The organism is Halobacteriovorax sp. GB3 (genome assembly GCF_028649655.1).
Classification (GTDB): domain Bacteria; phylum Bdellovibrionota; class Bacteriovoracia; order Bacteriovoracales; family Bacteriovoracaceae; genus BSW11-IV.
Genome location: NZ_JAQSLN010000003.1, coordinates 98,953 through 124,003, shown reverse-complemented (window position 1 = coordinate 124,003; position 25,051 = coordinate 98,953). Strand labels below are relative to the sequence as shown.

Here is a 25,051-nt window from a genome sequence, read left to right as displayed (position 1 = left end):
ATAAGAAAATGATACACCTTTTATAGAAAAAGACATTAAAAAAAGGAGTTGCTTAATTAGCAACCCCTCTGAACATTAAAACTACTGCTTAATCACTTGATGAATAAATGCAGCATTAATGAAATTTTGTATTTTCTGTGCTTCTTCATATTTTGTTTGGTCTACGAAGACGTGCCCTTCAAAATTAAAATTTATAAAATTTTGACCCAAGAAATCCGTTGGAGCTTTTTGATAACTTTCATAAACATCATCAAATTTGAGATCCTCTTCTATTTGAAAGTACAGTGGGGTAATATCGATACTTAGATACTTATAATAGAGAACTACTGGTTGAATTAGATATCCCCATAAAGGATCTTGTGTCATATAGTTAATCATAAGAGGACCTTGATAATACTCTATATCAATTGGTGTCCATGCTTTAAAAACTGACTCCTTGAATCTATAAGAAGGTTCTCCATATAGTGTCTTCAATGTGCCATCATCTTCCTTTAAAGAAGCAAGTCCAATACGATCACTAGGCGACAAGCTCATTACGGCATCGGGAACAACATAGGCTTGATTGTCTTCTTTGTTTAACTTGGACAAATGCGATGCCAAAAGAATAGATAATTCAGCTCCCTTAGAGCCTCCCCACAATATCACCTTAGATCCATTTACAAACTTTGAATTTTTTAACCACTTCAATGGTTTATAGACATGTTCATAAATATCAATATTGTTAAAATTATCCGGTGGATAATTTTCGAATCCTTTATGGTTTTTCTTACAATCAAAATAACAAAGGGCATATGTCACAAAACCTTGACTTGCATAGTATCTCGCAATTTGTGGGGCAACTGAATTCTCACCCACATTTGACTCATTGAAACCTTCACTTTTATAGTAATCTCCATTTCCGCCATCAGAACCATGTAAAAAGATGATTGCAGGATAATCCCCTTCTTTTTTTGGACCATAAAGATAGCCAGGATATGGTGATTCATATTCTTGAATTTCAAATGGAACACTGGCATTAGAAGAAAATGAAATCACTAACAGAGAGAGCAAAAATAACTTAAACATACTTAGAACTCCTATCACTACGTTAAGTTTTATAGGTACCAACAGAGTGGATAGGACTTCAAATAAATTTAAAAAAATGAATAGTATTTACATCAACAAATCATTATTTTTTTTTACAAAATAGCAAAACTAATGAAATCGGGAGGTCATAACTCTAATTTTTAAAACTCTGAAGCGTTAGCGCGTGGGTTTTTATGACCATTTGTGAAGAAGCAAAGTCTTGCAAATATATATAAATGGTCGGACCGACCTGATTCGAACAGGCGACCTCTACCACCCCAAGGTAGCGCGCTACCAAGCTGCGCTACGGTCCGACACTAGAGATGATTAATTATCTCCAAAAAAAATAAAAAGAAAAGACCCCAGGAGTTAAAACAGGTATTTGACGCGCCTCACATTAAAAGGTGACGAAAATTCTATCCCTAAGGCCTAAAAAGCCATGGCCACTTTAAGACCAAACCGTTAGCTTGGCTCCCATGAAAAATTTAATCCTCCTTCTCGTTCTTTTTTTGATTTTACAAAAAACTTTCGCTTCAGAAGCAATAGGTTTTTATTCAAGTGGATCACTAATTGATGGTATTCACATTCAAAATGAGACACAAGAAATTGATAAACTCTTCATCATGAGAAAACGCTTTTATACCACACAAGAAATGGCGGATCTACTGATTGAACTCAATACACACATGAGAGCACTAGACTCTCAAATTGAAACTCTCCAGTTAGGGGACCTTTCAAAAGATGGTGGAGGAAAGGTCGCTGGGCACAAGAGCCACCAAAATGGACTCGATGTAGATGTTGTCTACTATCAAGTAGATTTTAACAAACAAAGCCCAGAAAGCTCTTCATGGAAACATAATTTCGTTTACAAAAACAACGTGACTCAGAATTTTCATATGAACAACAACTGGGAAGCTTTTAAGTTTCTTGTGCAAACAAAAACAGTCAATCGTATTTTTGTTGATTGGGCCGTAAAAAAAGCATTCTGCCAGAATAAAGAAGAACTCTATCAAAATGACACAAAAGAAGTTGTCGAAGAAGTCCTTCGTCGTCTAAGGCCTGCAAAACATCACAAGACTCACTTTCACATAAGAATGTTTTGCCCAAGTAAGGATACTCGTTGTAAAGACCAAGCACAACCAGTTAAGGGGACGGCATGCCGTGAGGCCATTAATGGACCTCCTAAACCAATCCAAAAACCGCGCGATCACCAAACAAGACGTCGCGATCGAAGATAAATGGACCCCTTAAATCAATCCCTATTATTAAAAGCTAAAGAATTTCTTTCTTTAAAAAGCGTTTTTTCGAGGCAGGCATCTCTAAGTAAAGAGCTCATCACATGTGATTGCTCAGGTCTATTTAATCTTCTTTTTAAAGAAATCGTCGACCAACAATTTATTAGTCTTAAGGCCTTTCAATATTTTGATCAGATAGAATCACAAGAATCAATTCATAAACTTCTAATCCAAAAAAAAAGTAAAGTAACTCAACTGAATGTTGGAGATGTCATCTGTTGGAGAAAAAGGCTTATTCCTAAATGTGGCGATACCGGTCATATGGCCCTTGTAACAAAAGAGGCGAAGAAAGTTGATCATCATTGTTATGAGTTAGAAATTTTCGATTGTTCAAAGACACTCCATGATTTTGATACAAGAGAAAATTCAATTAATGCGATTGGAATAGGGAAAATTAAAGTTTATACAAATGATGATGGCGAGATGATTGGACTTATGTGGTCGAGTGATAAAAAGAAAATAAAAAGGACCCCAATCCTTGGGGCCCAATTTTACTTATAGATTTTCTTTAATCATTTTAACAAGAGACTCTAATTGGTCATTACTGGCCTTTCCTTCAATCTTAAAAATTAATTTTCCAGATTTATCAAATAGAAGAACATTTGAAGAATCATCTTTTAATTCCCATTTAGACACCAATACTTTTTTCAAGTCTTTAACATAAAGTGTATCAGGATACTTTTCTTGCTTCTTTTTAAGTGCACTTTCAAGAGCGAAATTAGGTAACCAAGTTGCATCCATATTTATGACAGCAATAGAAGCATAATTCTTTCTATCAAAATTTTCTTTTTTCAGGCGCTCCCCTACGTGCTCATTGAGTTCTTTTTCATCAGGGTCAACGTAAAATAAAACATGAACTTTATTCCTAAGAGAATCTGAGGACCAGGCCGTCCCATCAAGTTTGCCACCCAGCTCTTTTTCAAGAGTTACAGGGCCTAGAGCGAAGGCACTACCTATGAAACCGACTAGAGCAGTTAAGTATTTGATTTTTGTGATAAATTTCATGAAGATTCTCCCACTTTTTTTTCATTAAAATAAATTATATCGTATAATATAATATCTATGAGCGAAACAATAACTTTAAAAAAAGGCGAATTCCTCCTTCTTGAAGGAGAAGAAAGCCAGGAGATGTACCTTCTAGTTGAAGGGCAACTAAGTGTTCTAAAAGGAATGGGCGAACAAGAGCGCGAAGTTTCCAAGATCTTTCCAAAACAATTAGTTGGAGAGATATCTTTTTTAGATGGCGAACCAAGATCAGCATCAGTTCTTGCCCAAAGTGACTGTAAATTAATCGTTATTAGAAGAGCGCATTTTAATGAAGTTATAGATAATCAGCAAGATTGGTTTAAGAAGTTGGCCCTCACCCTTTGTGACCGATTACGCAAAGCAAGTGAACGAGCTAAAGTATAATAGATTTCAACGGTAGCAGATTGCAGATGTTTAAAAGAACAAAAATTCTTCTTCTCTCAAAACCAAATGGTTTAAGTGATGTTATCACTTTTAACTTAGAGAGTGAGTTCTCATTTGAAGTGAAAGGTTTTCAAAGTATAGGAGACTTGAAAACTTTTACAGAGGCTTCGCAGGACTTCTTTGCCTATATTACCGAGGGATCGATGAGTCTTGGTGCTATAAAAGAGCTCTACGACGATTACTCTTCAAGTAAAAAAGAAGTCCCTTTCTTTGTTGTGGCCAATAAAACTTTTTATGAGGAGCTAGAGGCGCCTAAGGCCATTTATATCGATAAGGAAAAGCCAATTGAGGCCATTAATAATTATATCAGTGAACTCTTTATGGAAAACCCCCATATTAAGCCTCAAGAATACTGCCCTATTAGCTTCAAGTTACTAACAGCTTTTGAAGGAGCTAAAACAGATGTCTATATCCAGCTTCCTTCTGGACGCTATTTAAAACTCTTTCAACAATATGACAAAATTACTGAAGAAGATGTTTTAAGGTTTCAAAAAAAGGGCGTACAGACTCTCTATTTAAAAAAGAGAACGGCCCAATGGATTTTAAAACAATTCACAACAAATCTTCGAAGCACGATTGAATCCATTGAATCCGGTAAGAAAATAAAAATGAAGCCCCTTCCTAAAGAGGAACAAGAAGAAGTGCAAGCTGAGCAAGAGAGTTCTGGTGGACTTGCCGACATGCTTGCTGAAATTAAAAAAGAGCGTATGCAGGCCCTCGGGGAAGAATCTGATGAACTTGGACCAATTAAGGTTCACGCAGATGACCCTGTAGAAGAACCGGTAGAACAAAATCAAGAAAATGAAAAGATCAAAAAAATTGAGCAGCGAATCGATGGAACATTTGCTCTTGATGAGGAATTCAAAAAAGAGATTCAAAAAAAGACAGTAAAGGCCGTGAAGATTATGGCGAAGAAGCCGTCTTTAAAGAAACTCCTTGAGAAAATGCAACTCAATCGCGATCCAAATGACTATGTCAAAAACCATGTAAACCTACTGACAAGAGTTACTTGCTCCCTTGCTCACCTTATGGACTGGTCACACGAATCAACTTTGGAAAAACTCATTTTTGTCTCTTATATGCACGATATTACCCTTGTAGAGCATCCCCATCTAGCAAAAATTCAAACTCTAGCAGAGTATAAAGAAATCGAAGGAACACTTAGTGACGAAGAAAAGAGACTTTTCATTAAACACCCTGAGGACATAAGAAAAATCATCGAAGAATTAGAAGAGGCCCCTGTTGATGCCGATAAAATTATCTATCAACATCACGAGCTTCCAGAGAAAGATGGTTTTCCTAATCAACTTGGTCACCAGAGAATTTTGCCCTTGGCCTCTCTTTTTATTATTGCTCATGACCTAGTCGTTTATATTATTAATCATGAAGATTGGACAATGAAAGGTTATTTAAAAGAAGCAAAAGAGAAGTATATAGGAAGTAACTTTACGAAGATTTTAAGAAAAATGAAAACATTAGAACTATAAAAAAGGCCCTCTCGTGAGGGCCTTGTTATTTACATCATTGACTGTTGATAGCGCTCAATTCCGATTTTATCGATAAGCTCTAATTGAATCTCCATCCATTTAATATGGTCTTCTTCTGTGTCTTTTAAAAGTTCAAGAAGAATATCACGGGATGCAAAGTCACATTCACTTTCACAAACACGGATCGACTCTTTTAAAAGATCCATATTCTTATATTCAAGATCCAGTTCAAACTGGAGAAGATCACGAACATTGTCACCAACTTCATAATCTAGTCTCGTTTTAATATTTGGCTTCCCTTCAAGAAAGAGAATTCTTCTGATCAACTTATCTGCGTGGAGTCCTTCATCGTCTTTTTCATGATCAATGCGCTCATAAAGTTTATTGAGTCCCCAATCCTCATAGAGTCTTGAATGAATGAAATAAACGTCAATCGCCGTCAATTCACAGGCCAGAAGTTTATTGAGAGAATCAACAACTTTTTGATTTGTTTTCATATGAGAATCCTTATTATTTTAAGTATTTCTCATATTGTAGCGAAGAAATTGAAATTGAACAACGTCTGCATAAATTCTACAATTTGATAAAGTTCTTTAAAAATAAAGAGTTAAAAATCGCCAAAAACTTATCGAATGACTATAATAATGTTCGGCCGTTAAAACTTCTGTTAAAAAAGCTAACTCATATGAAAATAGATAAAATAGAACTTAAATTATCTCTTGAAAGCACTCTTGAACATGACCTGAATAAGGCGAAAGAGGCCGCAAAAAGTACGCACGATCTTGTCACAGCAGATGATATGCAACAAGAGGGGAAATACGATACGAGAAGAATTGAGGCCAGTTATCTCGCAGGGGCCCAGGCTAGAAGAGTTGAAGAACTCACTCAAGACTACAACCTTATCAAGAGTTTTCATCCAAGAGAATTTGATGAACAAAGCGAGATTAATCTTGGTGCCTTTGTCGTTTTAAAAGACGAAAACAATAAAAAAACTCACTATTTCATCACTCCCGCTCTAAGCGGAATGACCATTGATTTTGAAGGACTTAGAGTTCACTGTCTAGCACTTGGCTCGCCCATGGCCCAAGAGCTTCTTCGCCTTGAAAAAGGAGATAATGTTGAGATTGAATCCCCTCAGGGAGATTTAGAATTTGAGATTGTTGAGATCTACTAATTCTGATATAAAAATTAAATTCAAATTTTAAGGAGTCCTCATGTCTAACCCTGCCTCATCACACTTTCCAAGTACTCAGTGGTGCTGGGACATTTCTCGTTCTGAGCAAGAAACAGTAAAGATCCTCCACCCTAGCGGTCTTGCCTTTGTTTCACCTGTTGTTTTGAACCGTTTTGATAGACTTGAGGAGCACGATAAGAAGCTCTACAATCTTACAGAAAAAGATAGCTTTCTCCTTAGTTACACTATTGATTATTTTAAAAATAAGTCCCGCGTAAAGGGTCTCTCAACTCAAGAATCAATTATCCTGTCGGCCAATCTCGTTTGTGCCTATCGCTTTAGAAGTCCTTTGAATGAAGAAGGTTTCACTGATCTTGGATCGACGAGAGAAAACTTTAGAAAATTCGGTGAGCACCATATCGAAAAAGATTCCAAACGTTATGAAGTCTTTGTCATCGGACATAATAAGGAGACTCTTATTGCAATAACGATGGAAGATATTGATGAGAAGATTAAAAAGCTAGAGACACTAGAATTACCAAGAAGCTATTTTATAAGATTTGAGGGCGCCTAGCCCCCATTATTCACAAGCGATCTTTCTTTCAATTTCACCTGTTTCACTATTTATTGATAGAGCGTAAAAGTAGATGATTCTATCACCTTCTAATCCGAGATGATTTTCTACAACGACTCGATCTCCACCACTTTCATAGCGCCAAACAACTTCATCTTTTTTTTGATCATAAAAAGTTTCAACGTCATTACTCTTATATTGCGAAGTCTGCTCAAAAGTCCAAGAGGCCCTTTTCTTGGCCCTTTGATAAATCATAAGATCACTCTTATCTCCTTCAGCATTAAAAGAGAGGCGAGCATATTTAAAACCTGATCGACCGTGACAATTTAAAAAACGATTGGAGAACTTAAATCGAGAACAATTCCCAAGTCCAAATGTAGTCTTAACTTCAACCAGACGTTCTAGGACATCTCTATCACTAGAGTCAATCGTTGCCGATTCTAAGCAAGCTAAAGTATTTAAAGAAATAAATAGAAATGAGAAGATTGTAATTTTAGAAATTATTTTAATCATAATATTGTCCTTTCTCTAATTTTAAAGGCATGCTTTAAAAAGAGAAAGGACAAGAAAGAATTTCACTTATAATAATTTTTCGAGGCCTAAAGAGGTAATTCTCGTAATGTCCTCACCATAAAGGCACTCTTCACGACGATCACCTTCGACACAAATATTTACTGTCATTGTGCCATCATCCTGATCTTCAAAATCTTGACTTCCACGAACAAGAATTCCTTCTACTTCTTTTGTTTGAGCATTTAGAACTGGAGATCCAGAATTACCAGAATAAGCATCGAGATTAGCAGAAAAGAAATGAGTCGAGTCGTTATGCCAAACATAACCATTCTTTGTCACTTTCTTAGGTAGACCAAGAGGATGTCCGATCATAACAAGTTCCTGATCATTAGAAATTTTACCAGAACTTCTAAACTTTAAGGGTTCACGATCGAGAACTTTTTTATCAAGTCGAATCACAGTAAAATCGATTCCCTCTTCAGGAAGAAACTTCGTTTTAACGATTTCTTTACATGAATAAGCATCTTCTTTTTTAAAACGAAAATCTTTTGCCTTATCCAATGAATAATCAAAAAACCAATAATGACTATCACAATCTTTTTTATCTTTTATACAGTGAGAGGCCGTAACAAGTAGTTCGTCAGAAATTAAAAAACCACTACATGTTGGAAGAAGAGGCTGCTTCAAAAAGCTTGCACTTCCCTGAACACCTAAAGTCTCAAGACTGATATATTCAAAATTCAAATATCCTTTGAACTCCCATAAACGATCTTTTTCAACCATTCCAGCGACGGCATCTTTTTGTGACCAGTATTCGTAAGCATAAAAGCTGTCAGCTTCAACACGATCATCCTCTCCATAGAGAATTTTATCAGATGAAAATGAACAGAGAGAAATCACAGAGAAAATAAGGATTGTTGGCAATGAGCGCATGATTTTTTCCTTGAAAAAGATACCTGTGTCTTTTACGGACACAGGTGCTCATTGTCAATTTTAGAGTCGTTATATTTAAAGCTAAGCTACTTAAATCACTAAATCTATTAGTGAATAATCTTTGATAGAAAAGACTTCGTTCGCTCGTGGGCAGGTGAGCTAAATATTTTTTCAGGACTATCTTGCTCGACGATTTTCCCTTCATCCATGAAGACAACACGCGAGCCAACTTCTTTAGCAAAACCCATCTCGTGCGTTACAACCATCATTGTCATCCCTTCATTGGCGAGATCTTTCATAACTTCTAAAACTTCACCAACAAGTTCAGGATCTAGTGCACTCGTTGGTTCATCAAAAAGCATCACATCCGGCTCCATAGCAAGAGCTCTAGCGATGGCCACACGTTGCTTTTGACCACCAGATAAACTAGATGGATAAGCATCTTTTTTATCTTTTAAGCCTACCTTTTCCAAAAGAATAATGGCCTTTTCTATGGCCGCACTTTTTTTCATTCTTCCAAGTTGAATAGGGGCCTCAATGATATTTTCTAAGACACTTAAATGACCAAAGAGGTTGAATGATTGAAAAACCATACCAATGTGAGAGCGTTGTTTATTGAGAACACTTTCTTTGCGCTTTACAATTTTACCGGACTCTTCTTTAACACCAATGGACTCTCCCCTGTAATAAACGAGACCGCCTGTTGGTACTTCAAGATGGTTTACACAACGAAGAAGAGTTGATTTTCCCGATCCACTTGGACCAATGACAACGACAACCTCCCCCTTAGCAATATCCATACTAATATTTTTTAAGACATGGTTTTCATCAAAACTCTTTGAAAGATTTTTTATTTCAATAATGGGTCTATCTGCAGACTGATCTTTTGTAGATGTCATTTAAATCTCTCCTCTTCTAGCTAGGCGTCTTTCTGTATAAGTCGAGACGATCGTCAAGGCCAAAACAATCATGAGATAACCTATGGCCGCCCAAAAATAAACTTCCCATGGACGAAGATACTTAGCACCAAGTCTTTGAGTCATGTAGAGGAGCTCTCCAAGTGCGATAACAGAAACAAGGGATGTATCTTTTGAAAGAGCGGCAAGCTCATTAACTACCGGAGGAATTAATCTCTTATAAGTTTGAGGGATAATAATTCTTCGCATCCCCTGCCAATAACTGAGCCCAAGGGCCCTTGCTGCCTCTAACTGACCTTTTGGAATTGATTCAATCGCCGATCTAAAAATCTCCGCAAAATAGGCCCCACAATTGAGACTGAGCCCCAAAACACCTGCAGGAAAAGAATCGAGAGTGATATCTAAAACCTGTGGAAGAGCAAAGTAGATGAAGAGAATTTGTAAAAGAAGAGGCGTTCCTCTAAAAATTGTAACGTATAAAACAGTTAAGGCCTTAAGTGCTTTTGAATTTGAAATTCTGCACAGGCACAGAAAGAGCCCGATACACATTCCAAAAAATGCACTTACGATAGTTAACTTTAATGTAATTCCCATTCCAAGGGCAAGCCTAGGAATAACGATTTGAGTTGAAAACTCAAGAAAACTGAGAGGATCATCCATAATATTGTTCTCGTTTAATTATGTGGAAGTCTATTGAACCACTTCTTATAAATACGATTAAAAGATCCATCTTTTTTCATCTTCTTCACCGCTTTATCAATTTCAACAAAAAGTTCTTGATCACCTTTTCTAATGGCAATACCAACTGGCTCCGGCGAAATGGCCTGTCCAGTAACATCGAAAGTCTTCTTATCAAGGGCCGCGTAGTAAGAACCGACAGGTTCGTCAATAACGATGACCTGGGCCTGATTACTTTTTAAAGCAGAGAAAGTATCTGTTGCAGCAACAAAAGTTTTAACAGCTTTAATGTTGACTTCTTTTTGAAATTTTTCAACAGCTTCACTCGACGTTGTATCTCTTTGAACAGCAACAACAAGACCATTGAGATCATTGATTGTTTTCACTTGAGGTCCCGACTTTTTAGAAATAAAAACTTGTCCCATCTTCACATATTCAACAAAGTTCACGACACGCTGACGCTGCTTTGTTACGTTCATACTCGAAATGATGACATCGTATCTCTTACCTGCAAGACCAGCTAAGATACCGTCCCAAGGCATCACAACAAACTCCGCTTTCACACCAAGTTTTTTTGCTAACATATTGGCGAAGTCGATATCAAAACCAATAACTTTCCCCTTAGCATTTTCAAACTCCATCGGTGGATAAGTTGAGTCCACAGCAACTTTTAAAACACCACTTTTTTTAAAGTCTTCAAAAGTTCTAGCAAACGCGCTCGACTGAAAAAAGAAGGCCAAGATCGCCCCCCACAAAACAAGCATTTTCATATTGTTACTCCTAAGAAATTAGATAGTTATTATGATACTTGACATTGGTTCAGCCCCCTACTTAAGAAATCCTCAAGACAACGTAAAAACGTACACTTAACATCCTAGTAATTAGCAAAAACTTTGCAATAACTTTGCAAACACCCGCTTGAACTTAACAAAGTTCCAAGAGAAGATAATTTTACCAAAGCAAAGGAGTAATGAATGCAATTACAAATGACATTTAAGAAGAAACTTAATCACGGAGTTTTAGAGGATATCATCCAAAAGAAATCTAAAAAGATTGAACGCCTTCTTGGGAAGAATGTCAAAGTTCAATGGCTTCTCGATGTTGAAAAGGACAACCACTTTAGCGAGGTCCATATCTCTGGTCACAAAGGACCAATTATTAGGGCCCATGCCATTTCAGACAACCTTCTAAAGACAATTGATGATGTAATTAAAAAAGTTGAAACACAGATTAAGAAGAAAAAAGGTAAACAACACAATTATAGGCCACTAGATATGGTTGCCAATACATGACCAATCCATACACTTGGGGCCACAGATGGCCCCACTTTTAATTTAAAACCCAAGAACTATCATAACAACGACTATCCATATCTTTACAACTACCTGTTCGATAAGCATTCTTGGAGCAAGAATAATAAAGACGATTCTTTTTCTTACATCCTGGGTAGATAATGGAATTTAAGTGAATCGGAAATAGCGCAGGACTAGAAGTATCTTTAATTATCCCTCCCATGAGAGAATCTGTTCTACCAATTGCACGGCAATCATAAATTTTCTCACCCTTTGAGTTCTCCATTATGATTTCTTCATACTCATCAACTAAGCCTAGCTGATGCAATGTCTCATGCACGACAGTAAAACAATTTAAATCAAGACTCCACTTATCTGAAGAGGATCGAATATTAGGATCAATGAGTTTAACTTTTTCGGCCTTAGGTTTTTTGATTCCATCTAACCCTTTATGCCATAGACTTAATTTAATCTCTCTTCCTTGCTCATCTCGAAGGGCCTTCTTATATTTCTTATAACAAAAGTTAATTCTCTCGCGCACTTTTGAATAAGAATTATAGGCCGATGAGTTTTGACTTCCTTTATTAAAAGTAAAATCGAAATTAACGAAAACTTCGTAGCGATCTTCAGTAAGACGCTTCAAAATATAATTACCAGCAACCCCAGTTTCACGCTCATTCTTTACTTTGAAACTCTCTCCAATACTAAGATCGCGACAAAGGGATCGAGAACTAAACAGACCCGCAAATGAATTCAAACTAGTGGCAAAAAATAAAGATAAAATAATTGATTTCATTCCCAAGTCTTAGCATCCCTCTATTTTTTGTGTCTAAAATTATGACACAAAGCAAAGAGGTCTGAATATTTTACAAACCACGCAAGGGTTGATAACAAGAGCGCACCAACAAAACGAACTTAGGAAGCTCAATGAAAATCGTTCTCTTTGCTCTTTTAACTGCAACGAATGTCTACGCTCTTTGCTTAACAGATCAAGCACAAGTTAGTGCAACAGTACTCTCTGTTATGGATACAGGAAATGAGTGTCTCTATGAAGTTGAAGTTGGTGAAAATTCTCCCCACGCTCTTTGTGCCCTTTCAAGCTCGACAATTGAATCTCACCTTATCAGTGAAAGGAACAATGGATCATGCACTTACCAGCAATATGACCAATTCCTAAGGGTTCTTGTACACGATAAGCAAAATGACACAATCTACTTAGATTAAATAAAATATTCTTACATAGTATGAAGAATTGTCATCATCTACAAAATTGTGACATTTTTTTGAGAAGCTGTGCTTATTTATAAGCATGAAATTTCAAAAAGTTTTTCTATTTAGCCTTATCATAGGCCAAGTTCCTAGTTTTGCTCAGACAACACTGGGCACGATTAACGTGAGCGCGAAGAAGACAACTCTCGCGGCCACTAGCGAATCAGATGTCTCATCCAATGAATCTTTCGACCAACAGGCCATTGATTTATTGCAATCACAATCACTCGATGATCTCTTAAAGCTCTCAGTGAGTTCAACCACTCTTGGTGGTCCTCGCTCAAGTGGAGAGGCCTTATCGATTAGAGGTCTTAAGGCCGGAAAGCTCTTTCTCTATGTTGATGGCATGGCCCAAAGGATGCAAACAGATCATAGTTCTATGCTTGCCCTTGAAATGGAAGATATCGCAAGAGTTACCATTTATTCAGACTCCCAAGCGGAAGTTGGAAGTAGTATTGGAGGTGGTGCTAGCTTTGAAACAAAAGATGCGACTCATTATCTTTCTAAAAAAGATAAAGCTGCTGGAGAAATGCAAGTCTCTGTTCAAGGGGCCAACAAAGAGAAGATGACCAATGCAAAGGTTATGGCCAGAGAAGAAGATTACGATATTTATTTGAGTGCAACCAAGAGAAAGGCCGACGATACAGTTCTTGCTAATAAAGAAACTCTCACAAACTCGAGTTATGAAGATGAAAACTTTCTCTTTAAAGCAAATCTTCCCGATTTTATCGAAGATCAAAAACTAACTTTTCAAGTTCAGCGCTTTCAAAGAACAGACACTGTTCCCCTCAATCCAAGCCTAAATCCTCCTAAAGACCTTTATGATCTTCAAGGAAATACAAAGCAACAGAGATTGAGTTATAAAATCGAACACAATGCTATTTTTGATAATCTCTCAATTAAAACTTTTGCTTACGATCAAAAAAATCGTATTAATAAAATCAGACAGAGTGATAGTGAAGAAGAACAACGTGTTATTCAAACAAAGTCTCTTTCGACAAACCTGATCTATAATTACGAAGGTCTCTATACTTTAAAAACGGGAGCAACTGTTCTTCAATATCAACTTGAAGGAAGTAAAGCAAACCAGGCACTACCAAGTTATGCGGATGGGAAAGCTCGTGAGCTGAACTTCTATGCTAAGGCGGATGCAAGGCCAGCTGAATTCTTAACACTTGGCCTATCTGCTCGAACAATTGACTATAAAATGGTCTCTGCTAATCAAGACTTTGAGCAAAAAGATATTAGTGAAATCAATTACAGTAGTTATGTTGAATTTGATGCTTACAATAAGGCCTTTATAAAATTAAGCTACGGAGAAGGGACAAACAATCCTCGCCTTCAAGATGTCTTTGCCGATGGACTTCATAGAAAGTCAGACAACATAATGTTTGCTAATAACTACTTCATTCCAAATCTTGATCTTGAAACAGAGAGATCAAAAAAGTATGAAATACAGGGAAAAATTGAGACAAACCTCTTTTCTTCCTATGACCGTCTAAAGCTTCAATACTCGCAATACTGGTCATATGTTGACAATTATATCACTACGCAAAGTGAAGAGAAATTTGTTTTTGATTATCCTGAAACAGGTACAACTCAATTTGTTAATATTGAAAATGTAAAATTAAAAGGTAGAGAATTAACTCTAGGTTATGCCAATGACTACTTTGATATCAATATGACATATGCCCGTTACCGTGGAATCAATGTTAACCAAGCGCTTCTCATTGAAACAATGCCTGCTGATCAGTACACATTTAACACACAGGCCTTCATCGACAATTGGGGACTCACCTTGGGCTATCTCGGACAGCTCGCACTAAAGCAAGATCGTCAAAACAGGGATGTTTTACAAAGAGAGCAAGAATCACCAAGCTACTTTGTTCACAATATTTATGCGAAAAAAGATTTCCTCAAGGGAACACTTAAAGGTTTAACAATCACAAGCGGAATTGATAATCTTACAAATAGAAAATATAGAAAATACGGCTCCCACATTATGGAAGCTCAAATGAATTACAAAATGAAAATCGGATATATTTTTAAAATCTAATAAAGGAAGGACAAGATGAAAAAAGCTCTACTCTCTCTGCTTATTTTACCAACACTAACTTATGCAAATATTCCAACTGGAAATTACCAACTTCAAAAAATCATTTGTACAAAATCAAATGAAACGATTTATAACATCGATAAAAGAAGCAAGTACATGAATTACTATATTGGGCTTGATATTCAAGATGGAACAATGAGAATGAAGGCCGTTGTTAAGGCCCTTGAGTGGAACCCAGCGGGTCTATTTAACTGCACTCAGTACAACTCAGGAAAGTTCTCTTATAAAGGTGAAAACCAGTATGAAGGTTACCTTGATTACGAGTCAGGAAAGTGTAATATCGCTCTTATGACAAGATATATTGAAAAGAGAAAGCTTGGAACAGAAGCGCAGGGACTATTTACTTACAAAGTTGATGGGCGCATGCTTACAATTCAAAGTCCTAACTCTGGATTCTCTTGTGTTAAGTCTGACAGTAAAGTGACTTACATCTACAAAAGAGATTAATTTATTTTCTAATGGCCCAGGTGGAAACCAACATCTGGGTCTTTTCGCACCAAAGATCCCTGCAATAGATGTGTCAAAACGACATTGAGCACTTGGATAAAACGTATTTTCAAGATTTAGTTTTTTAGCAATCTCTAAAGAGGGATTAATGAAGCTAACTTCTTCGCCTTGATATTTAAAAAAATTCATATCATCGGCAAGCGCACTCATCGCGCGCACACAGAAAATAAAATCCTTTGAATCAACTCTACATCTTTCAACAATTTTTGGGTCCATCTCATCGAGACGCTCGATTCGATCCAAATGAGTTTGTCCCTCAGAAAGATAATTGAAAACAACTTTAAGACACTTTGAACTTGCAAAGTAATCACTTTGACCTTCGGTTGAACTTCCAGATAATTTATAAGGATACCCCCCTATACCATGTCCAAGCTCATGACAGGCCGTTAAAGCGAGGGCATCAAGGCTCATCCCCTCTAATCGTATAAACCCACCAAATAAGAAGATATGATGAAAGAACTCTCCTTCTCTTTCATAACCAGAGTAAGAAGCGTGAACCTCATTTAAATTCCACCAATAGTCTTCATACCCAGGTGCGATTAATTTATTTATTACAAGATGATGACGATCATTTTCTTTTAAATCTTCAAAAGCAGAATGAATAGCGACTTTAAGCAAATTAAAGTCGCTCTTTTTTATTTCGGCCTTAACCGTTAACGAGAAGAAAAAAAGAAATACTGAAAGTGCTTTCATTTGCCAATATCTGAAAGGATTCTATCCCAACGAAAGGAAATTGGATCTACAGCATGCTTTAAAACGTAGTCATAAGACATATAGCCGTAGCCCTCATCACCCCAGTTCTTTGACCAGCTATTTTTGAATTGAAAAATTCTCTTTTCTTTATCATACCCAGTGAAGTGGATCGCATGGCCATAACAAGCAAGCTCCCCTGACTCGCACTTTTCAAAAGTTTCATCAGGTAGGGAAACATTTTGTTCATCCCAAAGCGGGGGATAAACCATCACAGTTGCAACAACTCCATTTCCATCACGAATCTCATCTTCATAGAGATCTGTTTTTGACTTCCATGAGCTCCATAAATTTGTCACCATCTTTACTTCAAGACCAGACATTCTGACAGTCTTTAGAGAGTCGACATCGACTGGACCTTGAGAAAAGCATGTGCTTGGCGCACTCTCATCGAGAGGATCATAGCTAGAACAAGGCCCACCGTTTTCAAAGAAACTCATCTGATAAGGAAGCTCACTCTCTTCGACAAAGAAGTACTGCTTTCTAAAATTGAGCGCGATTTCGTACGTGTAACCATGTTCAGAGTTGGAATACTCTCCAAAGTGCTCTTTCCCATAGTAAATTTGAAATTGTTCAGAGATATCAACTTCTAAATCAAACTTCTTTTTGATTGAACCTTCAAGCATTGCAGTTACCGCAAAATAGGCACATGTATTTCTATCTTTTTGGCTTTTTACAGGACTTTGATATTTTCTAATTGAGATCATTTCGGCGCTTGTGCCAAATGACAGAAGGAGTGTTAATACAAATAATTTCATAGATTCCCTTTCTTAAGTTTGCTCTAACTTATCGAAAAAGAGATCGTTTTCACACTTATTGTGAACAAATATGTAAATAAGATATGCCTTATCGGGTTTCTACTAACCAAATCCTAACAGAAAGAACCTAGTCAAAAAGTCTTTAGAAACACTAACATAGAATCAAAGGAGCCTATTTTGAAAACGATTTTCTTCGCTACGACAATGATCATCTTCATAATTAAGATAACCACACCAAGTTTTGCAACGTATCTTCAAGTCAATAACAAGCTGACAGTTTCGGGAATTTCCTCAGGCGCTTTCTTCGCCCACCAATTTCACTTAACTTATAATGAAGATGTTATAGGTGCCGCTCTCTTTGCTGGAGGTCCCTTCTATTGTGCAAGAAATAGCATAAATCGGGCTCTAGATACATGTATGAAGGGAGAAGATAGTCACACTCTTGCCCTTGAATCTCATTCAAAGTTAAAAGATCTTGAAAAAGAAGAGCTCGTTGATCATTTAGATAACATAAAAAATGATCGCGTTTTTCTATTTAGTGGTCTCAATGACAATGTGGTTGATTCAAGCGTAGTTTATCAAGTAAAAAAACTCTACCTTCTTCTAGGTATAAAAGAGGGTGACCTCTTTTACAAAGATTCCACTCTTGCAGGTCATGCCTGGCCAACACTTAATTATGGAAATCCTTGCGAAACTCCTAAACAGGGACCTTTTATTAGTGATTGCGATTATGATGGAGCATTGGAGTCTTATCGATTTCTCTACCCCAATAAAGAAATCTCTTCTATATACAATGGTGGTAATCTCATTGAAATAGATCAATCAAACTTTTTTACAGAGAGAATTGACTCTATTCTTATGCAAGAAAAAGGATATCTTTATATACCAAAATCTTGCTATGAAAAAAGATGCGACTTTCACATTGCCTTTCACGGCTGTGCTCAAACGCTTGATCACATCCAAGAACAATTTATTAAAGAAACAGGTATTATCGAAGCTTCTAAAAAGCTCGATCTCGTCGTTCTCTTTCCTCAGGCAAGAAAATCATACTTGCCGAGCATGAACCCCTACGGTTGTTGGGATTGGTGGGGCCACTCTAGTTCTGATTACTATCACAAAAAAGGAAATCAGATGAATATTATAAAGAAGATGGTCGATTACTATATGAGTAAATCGAATGATCTAGAGAAGCAATTTCATTTGAGCGCGATCAAAGAACACCCCATCGCGCTCGACGATTTCACGCTTAACAACTTTAAATCCAAAGTGAGAAAAAACAGGTTCACTCAGTAAACTAGCATCACAAGAAATCTCTTTAAGGTTTAAATCTCTTGCATAAGTAATCGCCCTTTTTAAAAGATGACTTGCAACCTTATTCCCCTCAAAATCGGGGTGAACATAGAGGCTAGATAAGTAACCATCATCATGAAGACCTAAAAAACCTGCAGGCCTTGTTTTTAGAAACGCTATTTCTACACGACCCTTTAGGACAAATTCTTCGAAATCATCTTTTTCACTAAAGCTTGACCACATATGAACTTGCTTTTCATCATAAAGCTTTCGCCCAATATGAAGAGCACTTAAGCGATAAATCTCTTTTAAGTTTTTTAAGTCTTTATTAGTCGCGATTTTGAATTTCATAGAAAATTTGTGGGAGAAAGCAAGAAGTTGTTTCTCCCACAAGTTAAATTACATATTATCGATAATTGAATTGAAAGTATCTGATGGACGCATCGCCTTTGAAACTTTTGTTTCATCAGCATGATAGTAACCACCCATATCAATAGCAACACCTTGAACTTTATTTAGCTCACCAACAATCTTTTCTTCGTTTGAAGAAAGCTCTTTGAAGATAGCGCTAAATTTATCTTTAAGCTCACTGTCCTCATTTTGCTCTGCTAGAGCTTCGGCCCAGTAGAGAGAGAGATAAAAGTGAGAACCTCTGTTATCAAGTTCACCAACTTTTCTAGAAGGTGATTTATTTGTTTTTAGAAACTTTGAATTGGCAACGTTAAGGGCCTTTGAAAGCACGAGGGCCTTCGCATTTCCATTCTTTTGACCAAGATCTTCTAGTGAAACAGAGAGAGCAAGGAACTCTCCGAGAGAATCCCATCTAAGGTGATTTTCTTCTGCAAATTGCTGAACGTGCTTTGGAGCAGAACCACCTGCACCAGTTTCAAAAAGTCCTCCACCAGCTAATAGAGGTACAATTGAAAGCATCTTAGCACTTGTTCCAAGCTCAAGAATTGGAAAAAGGTCAGTTAGGTAATCTCTAAGAACGTTACCTGTAACAGAAATTGTATTTTCACCATTTTTTACTCTTTCAAGTGTATAGCGAATCGCTTCAACTGGCGCGAGAATCTTAATTTCTAGGCCATTTGTATCGTGATCTTTAAGATACGTTTCAACCTTAGTAATAAGTTCAGCGTCGTGAGCTCTATTTTTATCTAGCCAAAAGACAGCTGGTTGACCTGTTAGGCGTGATCTAGTGACACCTAATTTAACCCAGTCTTTAATAGCAACATCTTTGGTTTGACACATTCTGAAAATATCACCGGCCTCTACATCAAATGAGAAAATTTCTTTTCCATCATTATTTGTGACAACCACTCTTCCAGCATCAGTCATTTCAAAAGTCTTATCGTGTGAACCATACTCTTCAGCCTTTTTGGCCATGAGACCAACATTTGAAACGTTCCCCATAGTCTTAACATCAAAAGCTCCATTTTCTTTACAAAACTGGATTGTCTCTTGATAGATACCAGCATAGCTTCTATCTGGAATAAGGGCCTTTGTATCATGAAGTTTCCCATCAGCTCCCCACATTTTACCAGATGAACGAATACAAGCTGGCATAGAAGCATCAATAATAACATCACTTGGAACATGAAGATTTGTAATACCCTTATCTGAATCAACCATCGCAAGTGCTGGCCCATTTTCGAGGGCCGCTTTAAGATCGGCTTCGATTTCAGCTTTCTTAGAAGGCTCAAGAGTTTCAATCTTTTTATAAAGATCGCCAAGACCATTATTAGCATTCACTCCAAGTGTAGCAATTGTATCAGCATGCTTAGCGAAAACGTCTTTAAAGTAAACTTTCACAGCATGACCAAACATAATTGGATCTGAGACTTTCATCATCGTTGCTTTTAAGTGAACAGAAAGAAGAACACCCTCTTTCTTCGCCTCTGAAATTTCTTTTTCAAAATAGGCCTTAAGATCTTTTGCTCTCATACGAGAAGCATCAATCACCTCACCAGCAAGTAGTGGAGTACTCTCTTTAAGAACTTCCCTCTTTCCATCGTTTGAAATAAACTCAATTTTCACATCCCCTGCACTTTCCATTGTATGTGAAAGTTCAGAACCGTAGAAATCACCTTCATTCATGTGAGCGACGTGAGACTTAGAATCTTTTGACCACTCACCCATCGAGTGTGGATTGTTTTTAGCATATTCTTTTACCGCATCAGCGACACGACGATCAGAGTTCCCTTCACGAAGAACAGGGTTAACAGCTGAACCAAGAACTTTAGCATAACGTGACTTAATTTCTTTTTCTTCTTCACTTGAAGGGTTTTCAGGAAAATTAGGAACCGTTACACCGTGCTCTTGCAATTCACTGATACAGGCCTTTAGCTGAGGAATTGAAGCTGAAATATTTGGTAGTTTAATAATATTGGCACCTGGAGTTTTAGCAAGCTCTCCAAGTTCACTTAGAGCATCAGAGAGTCTGTGCTCTTCTTTTAGGAATTCAGGAAAATGAGCAATCACTCGAGCTGCAAGAGAGATATCTTTTAACTCAACTTCGATTCCGGCCGTTTTAGTAAAGGCCTCGACGAGAGGAAGAAAAGAATGCGTTGCAAGAAAAGGTGCTTCATCTGTTTTTGTGTAATAAATTTTAGATTTAGTCATGTGATTTCCCGTGGGTTTCATAGGATTAATATTTAAAAATATTCATCAAGAGCATATATCAATTGGCTTCATTGATAAAGACTTACATTGCCATGAGCATCGCATTAAATAAGGATGAAACGGTCTCGAAAAGTGTCCGAGCTTTTCACTCAGTTACATTTTAATCCCAATGTCCCCGCTCTATGGATCGTTGTGACCCTAAACAAGCGCACTATCGTTGGCATCATTTTTGCGAATATAAAATTGCCTAGGTTAGAAGGCAAAAGGAGGAAATTAAAAAACTTTTTAGGATTGAAAGTTTTAATGCCACGCACACACGTACACACACAAAAAAGAGAGGCCATGATGGAATACCAAAAAATTTTTGTATCAATGATTTGCTACATTACTCCTCTAAGCGTTGTTCTTTATGTCTTACTATTTCACACACTCCCTACAAAAGTTAGTGCGGCCAATTACTATGTCAACTTTGTCGCGCCGGTTATCGTTGAAAAAAGCAAGTTGAGCTATGGCAATAGTGCCAATTGGAAATATCTACGCAAAAAAATTTTTGAAGTTCAAGGTGATCGTTGCCTTTGCTGTGGAAAAAAATCTGAGCAACTCCATGTCGATCACATTAAGCCAAAAAGTCGCTACCCTCACTTAGAATTTATGATCGACAATCTTCAGGTGCTTTGCCCTGAATGCAATATGAAAAAATCAAATTCCCACGAGACTGATTACAGAAAAACAGAGCACCTCGTCTCTCTTGTCCGTGAAATTAATAACAATAAACTTCTTCAAAGAAAGTATGTCTACGACTTCAAAGTTCTTGAAAAGCTCGCCAATAAGAGATTCAAGGCGGAAATGAAAAATCGAAGTTATATGCAGGTTCTTCCAATTGTTTAATTTTTTAAAGCCTTAGAATTATTGAATTCTAAGGCGCTATTTTTTTGACTAAATTCTAAACAAATGTATCGAAATTCACTATTTCTTCATTTTCAAATCATTAAAATCACATAATAAATTTTGGCCCACTTCTTGGATAAGCTAAATCACACAACACGTTATAAATCTAAGGAGATTTCAAATGAAAAAAACACTATGTCTTACTCTAGCCTTGTTATCAATTGGATCATTTGCTGAAACTGCTCATAAAGTATTTCCAGAAAGAGACTTAACAGCAGCAGGAGTGAATAATATCACGAATAGCGAAAACATCACTTGTGGTCACCTTCGCTTTATTGAACGTGAACTATGGCACGTAGACCCTTCAAGAAATGACGGGAATGACATTAAAACAGTTTTTAAAGTAGGACTCGTGAAGCCCTCAGTAGCGAAATACAATAGCAAACAAGTAGAACAAGGCTATCCAGAGTACAGTGCTTCCATCGGGGATAGATCAAAAACTGATGTCGTTAGATTTAGAGTTGGTAGAGACAATAAGGAAGACCTTCAATATATGAATGATCTTTTAGAAAAATCAACATTCACTGAAAAAATTGGAGAATCTGGAGATACTATTTCTTGGTATCGTATAGATGAATCCAAAGATAAAAATGAACAAAATGTAATTTGTATTACAAAATAAAGAATAAGGCCCTCAGAAGGGCCTTTTTTTATTCTAACATATGTCTAAAGTCTAAACAGTCTGAAACACCCAAAACGCTGAAATGACAAACAATAAATGAAGATAATACTGGAACGATTTTTGCTACTAATTAATCTATGAAAAAGCTCTCCATCCTCTTATTACTTATGATAATAAACCAACTGTGCTTGGCAACAGTGAAAAATGATGTTCAAAAAGTTGATATAGACTTTTATAGGAAGATGAAACAAGCTAATGCTGTTTCTTATGAGGTGGCAACGAACCAAGCGCCGTTATCTAAAGAGCTCATTCCAGAGGACTCAATTTTTTTTGAAGCGAAGAACAACTCATTTTTACAAAAATTGATTGATGAAACATTTGAGACAATATTCATAACAGAGAATCAAGAGAACTTCCTATGCGAGGTATCGAGCTCCATCGGGCAAATTATTCAACTTACGGGTGTCTCATCAAAATCAGCTGAAAAGATTTATGAACATTGTGAGAATGATAATTACTTCAATCCAAAAGCTGAGATTTCTCGAGTACAAAAAGACTATATTTTTGTTTTAACAAAGGATAAATACGAACATTTCGATAGCTGGACAGATATGCTCGGTAAAACATTTGTTTTCATCGATCGTCCAATGACAAAAGTAGAATTCATGAAGGCCATCATTCATGAGTTTTTCATTTCTTTAGACATGAAGCTTCTTCTTTCAAATCAAAAGGCCTTTGCGCTTGATAATAATCCGAGGCTTATTACATTTTTTGAATATATAACAAACGATGACTATAGCTTTAAAAATGATAAATTATTTAATCGAGGTGCTAAGAAAGAATTCATGGACCTTCTTGGCCTTTATCCAATGGTCCTTTTAAAATTTGGATTCTCGGCCATACGATCAATGTACTTTGAAGAGCTTACTTTAAGACAAGCGGGTATTAAAACAAATGAGATCATTGAATATATTGAGAGTGATCAATGCCACGAGGTTTTTAAAGATGTATCAAATGGACTTTTTGATTATCAAGACTATCTTGTTCCGATGCACTTTCTCATTGTTTCGCCACAAGAGAGAAGATACCTTGCTAGAGATCACTATTTCAATAGAGACCAATTAAAAAAACTACAAGAGTATTTTGTTGATCAAGCGCCTTCACTAAAAAACAAAAAGACAAAAGAGAAGATATCGGCCTGCACTTATCTATCGCGACCAGTTATTGGCAACCTTTCGACATTTTATAATCGTGGCCCAAAACCAAGAATTAAAGGTGGTTGGTCAAAAACTTTAGACGATTCAAATAAGAAGTTTAAGACATTAAATGATGAATTATTTATGAAAGACTTTTTTGGAGACATTCAAATAAAAGATCTTCCTGATAATATTGATCAATCGAAGAAAGATCTTAATAAACAGCTTCTCGATACGAATCTTTTACTTAAGAGTATTACCGATAAATACCAAGGTGATGACAAATGATCCACCAATTTAATGAAATCGAAATAAATATTCAAAACCATAACTTTGATAAAGCAAAGGAGATGATCGACTCACTCTCTCCTATGACCAAAGCGCAAAAAAGACAAAGGGCCCATCTCCAATCGAGATACTACCTCTATCAAAACGACTTTCAAAAATCGCGCGAAATACTGACAAATCTCTTAAATGATTATCAAAGTCATATTGGTCCTCTTTGTGATTTAATCACACTCGATTACATGCAAGAGAGAAAGCTCGAATTTAAAAAGAGGCTTCATCTTTTGGAAAGAGAAGTTGAACTTTGCCGATTAAAACTGACAAATGAGAACCTCTCAAAGACACTGATATGCCTTGCAAAATTTCTTGAAGTTGATGGAAGAAATAAGAAGGCACAAATTCTCTACAAAGAAGTACTGGAATTACTTCCAAGTGAACATCCAAGTCACCTCAATGCTCTAGCACAACTCATTCGCTTGCAAGCGAGGTGGAATATAAAACAAAATCTCACCTCTTATTACGAAAAACTATTTTTCCAAACAGAAAAAGACAATACATTAAATCAAAATATTGAAGTTCAACATGCCCTCTATGCGGCCGAGCTTAAACTCTTTGGCCTTGAAATAGCAAAAAAGAGAAAAGAAAAGATTTTTAAAGATCTCGATCCCTATGATCAAAACCTCTTTCTTATTGAAGAGCTTGAGTATTCATATTTTTGTGGTCTCATTCCAAAAAATATAGAAAACGAATTGAATCAAAACGAACTCTCACAAAGTGAAAAAGCACTACTAGAATTGAGTGACAAAATAATTCCGGACTTTCAAAACCTAAAAGAATCATCGTGGTCATCTGATGTCCTACGCCTAATGGCCATAACAATCAAAATCACACAATCCCACGACCTACAAAAGCTCTACTTCTTTCTAACAGACAACTTTTCAAACGATGAAAAGAAGCTTTGGCACAATTTAATCGAGACTCCAAAGGAGTCTAAATCATCTCTTATCTATAATAAAGAAAAGTTTGAACTAAGCTTTAAAGATCAATCTCTCAATATCAAAAGAAAGCAAAATGCTCGCATCATCTTTGATCTATTTCAAGGAAAGGAATATCTTAGTATCGAAGAGTTTGTGAAAAAGGCCTATAACCTTAACTACGATGAAAACAGCTATCATCGAGCTCGTATGGCCATTAAAAGAACCAATCAACTCATCACAAAAGAGCTGGCCTTGGCCGATTGCTTTACGATTGATAAAGATTTGATTAGAGCAAATATTGAAATTAAGTGAG

28 protein-coding genes and 1 tRNA gene are annotated in these 25,051 nt (G+C 36.6%); 15 read left to right on the top strand and 14 right to left on the bottom strand.

The features are described 5' to 3' along the window. Positions 1-81: 81 nt before the first annotated feature. Positions 82-1,065, bottom strand: coding sequence for a hypothetical protein (locus tag HBN50_RS06785; protein WP_273868832.1), 984 nt, complete (start codon positions 1,063-1,065; stop codon positions 82-84). A gap of 237 nt (positions 1,066-1,302) precedes the next feature. Then, positions 1,303-1,379, bottom strand: a tRNA-Pro gene (locus HBN50_RS06780). Between the two features lie 162 nt (positions 1,380-1,541). Here HBN50_RS06780 and HBN50_RS06775 point away from each other — a divergent pair. Further along, positions 1,542-2,303 (top strand): penicillin-insensitive murein endopeptidase, encoded by a 762-nt coding sequence (locus tag HBN50_RS06775; RefSeq protein WP_273868830.1) that lies wholly within the window; start codon positions 1,542-1,544, stop codon positions 2,301-2,303. Then, a complete protein-coding gene (locus tag HBN50_RS06770) occupies positions 2,304-2,861 on the top strand; it encodes a hypothetical protein (RefSeq protein ID WP_273868829.1) in 558 nt (185 codons plus the stop codon). Here the strand turns inward: HBN50_RS06770 and HBN50_RS06765 are convergent. Continuing rightward, positions 2,856-3,365, bottom strand: a complete 510-nt coding sequence (locus HBN50_RS06765; RefSeq protein ID WP_273868828.1) for a YtfJ family protein — start codon at positions 3,363-3,365, stop codon at positions 2,856-2,858. The genes HBN50_RS06770 and HBN50_RS06765 overlap by 6 nt on opposite strands. A gap of 57 nt (positions 3,366-3,422) precedes the next feature. On the opposite strand from HBN50_RS06765, the gene HBN50_RS06760 reads away from it, so the two are divergent. Both HBN50_RS06760 and HBN50_RS06755 read left to right on the top strand, forming a co-directional pair. Further along, on the top strand, positions 3,423-3,770 hold the full coding sequence (locus tag HBN50_RS06760) for a Crp/Fnr family transcriptional regulator (RefSeq protein WP_273868827.1): 348 nt from the start codon (positions 3,423-3,425) through the stop codon (positions 3,768-3,770). A 26-nt stretch (positions 3,771-3,796) separates the two neighbouring features. Next, the gene (locus HBN50_RS06755; RefSeq protein ID WP_273868826.1) at positions 3,797-5,317 is read left to right on the top strand and encodes an HD domain-containing phosphohydrolase; all 1,521 of its coding nucleotides are present in this window, start codon (positions 3,797-3,799) and stop codon (positions 5,315-5,317) included. A 29-nt stretch (positions 5,318-5,346) separates the two neighbouring features. On the opposite strand, the gene bfr is transcribed toward HBN50_RS06755, so the two are convergent. After that, positions 5,347-5,814, bottom strand: coding sequence for a bacterioferritin (bfr, locus tag HBN50_RS06750; protein WP_273868825.1), 468 nt, complete (start codon positions 5,812-5,814; stop codon positions 5,347-5,349). Positions 5,815-6,002: 188 nt separating this feature from the next. Between bfr and HBN50_RS06745 the strand changes: the two genes are divergently transcribed. Then, positions 6,003-6,491, top strand: coding sequence for a GreA/GreB family elongation factor (locus HBN50_RS06745; protein WP_273868824.1), 489 nt, complete (start codon positions 6,003-6,005; stop codon positions 6,489-6,491). 40 nt (positions 6,492-6,531) lie between these two features. Continuing rightward, complete coding sequence (locus HBN50_RS06740) at positions 6,532-7,065, top strand: hypothetical protein (RefSeq protein WP_273868823.1); 534 nt, start codon at positions 6,532-6,534, stop codon at positions 7,063-7,065. Between the two features lie 6 nt (positions 7,066-7,071). Here HBN50_RS06740 and HBN50_RS06735 read toward each other — a convergent pair whose 3' ends face one another. From HBN50_RS06735 to HBN50_RS06715, 5 genes are all read right to left on the bottom strand, one after another. Further along, a complete protein-coding gene (locus HBN50_RS06735) occupies positions 7,072-7,578 on the bottom strand; it encodes a hypothetical protein (protein ID WP_273868822.1) in 507 nt (168 codons plus the stop codon). A gap of 66 nt (positions 7,579-7,644) precedes the next feature. Further along, positions 7,645-8,511, bottom strand: coding sequence for a trypsin-like serine peptidase (locus tag HBN50_RS06730; protein WP_273868821.1), 867 nt, complete (start codon positions 8,509-8,511; stop codon positions 7,645-7,647). A gap of 107 nt (positions 8,512-8,618) precedes the next feature. Then, positions 8,619-9,374 carry an amino acid ABC transporter ATP-binding protein gene (locus HBN50_RS06725; RefSeq protein ID WP_443135168.1) on the bottom strand — a complete coding sequence of 252 codons (756 nt, stop codon included), beginning with the start codon at positions 9,372-9,374 and terminating at the stop codon, positions 8,619-8,621. Between the two features lie 36 nt (positions 9,375-9,410). Next, the gene (locus HBN50_RS06720; protein ID WP_273868819.1) at positions 9,411-10,088 is read right to left on the bottom strand and encodes an amino acid ABC transporter permease; all 678 of its coding nucleotides are present in this window, start codon (positions 10,086-10,088) and stop codon (positions 9,411-9,413) included. A gap of 14 nt (positions 10,089-10,102) precedes the next feature. Further along, on the bottom strand, positions 10,103-10,876 hold the full coding sequence (locus HBN50_RS06715; RefSeq protein WP_273868817.1) for an ABC transporter substrate-binding protein: 774 nt from the start codon (positions 10,874-10,876) through the stop codon (positions 10,103-10,105). Positions 10,877-11,080: 204 nt separating this feature from the next. Here HBN50_RS06715 and hpf point away from each other — a divergent pair, with 204 nt between their 5' ends. Further along, positions 11,081-11,398, top strand: a complete 318-nt coding sequence (hpf, locus tag HBN50_RS06710; protein WP_273868816.1) for a ribosome hibernation-promoting factor, HPF/YfiA family — start codon at positions 11,081-11,083, stop codon at positions 11,396-11,398. A 37-nt stretch (positions 11,399-11,435) separates the two neighbouring features. Here hpf and HBN50_RS06705 read toward each other — a convergent pair whose 3' ends face one another. After that, a complete protein-coding gene (locus HBN50_RS06705) occupies positions 11,436-12,194 on the bottom strand; it encodes a hypothetical protein (protein ID WP_273868814.1) in 759 nt (252 codons plus the stop codon). Between the two features lie 131 nt (positions 12,195-12,325). Between HBN50_RS06705 and HBN50_RS06700 the strand changes: the two genes are divergently transcribed. From HBN50_RS06700 to HBN50_RS06690, 3 genes are all read left to right on the top strand, one after another. Then, the gene (locus tag HBN50_RS06700; RefSeq protein WP_273868813.1) at positions 12,326-12,622 is read left to right on the top strand and encodes a hypothetical protein; all 297 of its coding nucleotides are present in this window, start codon (positions 12,326-12,328) and stop codon (positions 12,620-12,622) included. Between the two features lie 85 nt (positions 12,623-12,707). Further along, positions 12,708-14,723, top strand: a complete 2,016-nt coding sequence (locus HBN50_RS06695) for a TonB-dependent receptor plug domain-containing protein (RefSeq protein WP_273868812.1) — start codon at positions 12,708-12,710, stop codon at positions 14,721-14,723. A 15-nt stretch (positions 14,724-14,738) separates the two neighbouring features. Further along, entirely contained in the window at positions 14,739-15,230 is a 492-nt protein-coding gene (locus tag HBN50_RS06690) for a hypothetical protein (protein ID WP_273868810.1), read from the top strand. On the opposite strand, the gene HBN50_RS06685 is transcribed toward HBN50_RS06690, so the two are convergent. Together HBN50_RS06685 and HBN50_RS06680 are read right to left on the bottom strand one after the other, a co-directional pair. Continuing rightward, complete coding sequence (locus HBN50_RS06685; protein WP_273868809.1) at positions 15,120-15,983, bottom strand: hypothetical protein; 864 nt, start codon at positions 15,981-15,983, stop codon at positions 15,120-15,122. The two genes, HBN50_RS06690 and HBN50_RS06685, sit on opposite strands and share 111 nt — an antisense overlap. After that, a complete protein-coding gene (locus tag HBN50_RS06680; protein WP_273868808.1) occupies positions 15,980-16,798 on the bottom strand; it encodes a C1 family peptidase in 819 nt (272 codons plus the stop codon). The genes HBN50_RS06685 and HBN50_RS06680 overlap by 4 nt, the downstream gene beginning before the upstream one ends. A gap of 177 nt (positions 16,799-16,975) precedes the next feature. Here HBN50_RS06680 and HBN50_RS06675 point away from each other — a divergent pair, with 177 nt between their 5' ends. Beyond that, complete coding sequence (locus HBN50_RS06675) at positions 16,976-18,091, top strand: extracellular catalytic domain type 2 short-chain-length polyhydroxyalkanoate depolymerase (RefSeq protein WP_273868807.1); 1,116 nt, start codon at positions 16,976-16,978, stop codon at positions 18,089-18,091. Here the strand turns inward: HBN50_RS06675 and HBN50_RS06670 are convergent. Both HBN50_RS06670 and HBN50_RS06665 read right to left on the bottom strand, forming a co-directional pair. Further along, positions 17,981-18,439: a GNAT family N-acetyltransferase gene (locus tag HBN50_RS06670; protein ID WP_273868806.1), complete on the bottom strand. Its 459-nt coding sequence runs from the start codon at positions 18,437-18,439 to the stop codon at positions 17,981-17,983. The two genes, HBN50_RS06675 and HBN50_RS06670, sit on opposite strands and share 111 nt — an antisense overlap. Positions 18,440-18,487: 48 nt before the next feature. Next, positions 18,488-20,710, bottom strand: coding sequence for an NADP-dependent isocitrate dehydrogenase (locus HBN50_RS06665; protein ID WP_273868805.1), 2,223 nt, complete (start codon positions 20,708-20,710; stop codon positions 18,488-18,490). Positions 20,711-21,052: 342 nt separating this feature from the next. Here HBN50_RS06665 and HBN50_RS06660 point away from each other — a divergent pair, with 342 nt between their 5' ends. The 4 genes from HBN50_RS06660 to HBN50_RS06645 all read left to right on the top strand — a co-directional run bounded on the left by HBN50_RS06660 (position 21,053) and on the right by HBN50_RS06645 (position 25,050). Next, positions 21,053-21,598: an HNH endonuclease gene (locus HBN50_RS06660; protein WP_273868804.1), complete on the top strand. Its 546-nt coding sequence runs from the start codon at positions 21,053-21,055 to the stop codon at positions 21,596-21,598. A gap of 181 nt (positions 21,599-21,779) precedes the next feature. Next, entirely contained in the window at positions 21,780-22,280 is a 501-nt protein-coding gene (locus tag HBN50_RS06655) for a hypothetical protein (RefSeq protein ID WP_273868803.1), read from the top strand. A 242-nt stretch (positions 22,281-22,522) separates the two neighbouring features. Next, a complete protein-coding gene (locus HBN50_RS06650; protein ID WP_273868802.1) occupies positions 22,523-23,764 on the top strand; it encodes a hypothetical protein in 1,242 nt (413 codons plus the stop codon). Next, positions 23,761-25,050 (top strand): hypothetical protein, encoded by a 1,290-nt coding sequence (locus tag HBN50_RS06645; RefSeq protein ID WP_273868801.1) that lies wholly within the window; start codon positions 23,761-23,763, stop codon positions 25,048-25,050. Before HBN50_RS06650 ends, HBN50_RS06645 begins: the two co-directional genes overlap by 4 nt. Position 25,051: the final 1 nt, after the last annotated feature.